Here is a 1,667-nt window from a genome sequence, read left to right as displayed (position 1 = left end):
AGCTTGTTCTAAAACCAAATTCTTGGGCGTATGCCCTGATCAGAGACTTATGGCATCTATCAGCCCATAGTGGACTGTGTCTTTATGGTTACGGCGTGTCGCCGTGACATGTTGCGGCCACCGTCTCATCTTCGCTGCGAATCGGACAGACAAGAAGGAGAGACGATGGCCGTGGCATCCATCGTGACACCCAGCGTGACAGGTGTCCCGAAATCCATCCCAGATGACCTCCCCGACCGGGCGATGGACGAGCTGTCGCATTTCCGACGGCTCTTCTACGAGTGTCTGAGCAGCAGGGGCGATGAGCTTTTCGAGCTGGTCGACGCGGTGTTATGCGCCGACGGGCCGGTGACGTCGCTGGTGGATCTGACGCTGACGGCCGAGCATCGGCGCGGGCACGGCACCCTGTACGACGGCCTCAATCACGGCCGCCTCCAGATCGGCCGGTTCCGGCGCGCGCTGGTGGGCCTGCCGCTGCCCAGGACCGCAGGTGACCGCCTGGTCCTGGCGGTGGACGTCTCCCCGTGGCTGCGGCCGGACGCGGCCACCAGTGCGGGCCGCTCGTTCTGCCACACCTACGGCCGCAGCAAGGATCAGCATCTGATGATCCCAGGCTGGCCATACTCCGTGATCGCCGCGCTGGAGACGGGACGGACCTCCTGGACCGCGGTGCTGGACGCCGTCCGGCTGGAGGCCGAGGCCGACGTGGCCGCCGTGACCGCCGCTCAGGTCCGGGACCTGGTCATCCGGCTGATCGAGGCCCGCCAGTGGCGGCCGGGTGAGGCGGACATCCTGCTGGTCTTCGACGCCGGCTACGATCTGCCCCGCTTGGCCTTCCTACTGGCCGATCTGCCGGTGGAGGTGCTCGGCAGGCTCCGTTCCGATCGGGTGCTGCGCCGCCCGGCGCCGTCGCGCCGTGAGCACTGCCTGGCCAACCCCGCCGGTGGCCGCCCGCCCAAGCACGGCGGCGAGTTCCGCTTTGCCGACCCAGCCACCTGGCACACCCCTGACCAGGCCACCTCGACTCAGACGACGCGGTACGGCACCGCGATCGCGACCGCGTGGGATCGGCTGCATCACCGGCTCACCCGCCGCGCCGCCTGGATCGACCACGACGGCGAACTGCCGATCATCGAGGGCACACTCATCCGGCTGACCGTCCAACGGCTGCCAGGTGACGCCAGCCCCAAGCCGGTATGGCTGTGGTCCTCGGCCACCGGCCTACCAGCCGCCCAGATCGACCTGCTGTGGCAGGCCTTCCTCCGCAGATTCGATCTTGAGCATACGTTCCGACTCTGGAAACAGACGCTCGGCTGGACCGCGCCGAAAATCCGCAACCCACAGGCCGCTGATCTGTGGACCTGGCTCATCATCGCCGCCTACACCCAGCTACGCCTGGCCCGGCACCTGGTGGAAGACCTGCGCCGCCCGTGGGAGAAGCCCGCCCCGCCCGGCCGCCTGACCCCGGCCCGGGTACGGCGAGGGTTTCGCAACATCCGCCCGGCCATCCCATGCCCGGCCCGTGCGCCCAAACCGAGCAAGCCAGGCCCTGGACGGCCGCCCGGCTCCCGCAACCGAAGCCGCGCTCCCCGCTACAACCTGGGGAAAGTCAACAAGCGGCCCACGTCCCTGACCACCAAACGCGATCTCGGACCTTAAAGAACAAG

1 protein-coding gene is annotated in these 1,667 nt (G+C 67.9%); it reads left to right on the top strand.

Annotation, left to right across the window (positions count from 1 at the left end; translation table 11 throughout):
- Window positions 1-165: 165 nt before the first annotated feature.
- On the top strand, window positions 166-1,659 hold the full coding sequence (locus tag AB0J64_RS57210; protein WP_364047235.1) for an NF041680 family putative transposase: 1,494 nt from the start codon (window positions 166-168) through the stop codon (window positions 1,657-1,659).
- Window positions 1,660-1,667: the final 8 nt, after the last annotated feature.

The sequence above is a fragment of the Nonomuraea sp. NPDC049695 genome (assembly GCF_040674955.1).
Lineage (GTDB): Bacteria > Actinomycetota > Actinomycetes > Streptosporangiales > Streptosporangiaceae > Nonomuraea > Nonomuraea helvata.
The sequence above is the reverse complement of the archived record's forward strand: the minus strand, read 5'-3'. Positions and strand labels throughout refer to the sequence as shown.

Coding starts and splice junctions, on each gene's coding strand:
- AB0J64_RS57210 (WP_364047235.1), top strand. CDS start 166: ATGGCCGTGGCATCCATCGTGACACCCAGCGTGACAGGTGTCCCGAAA.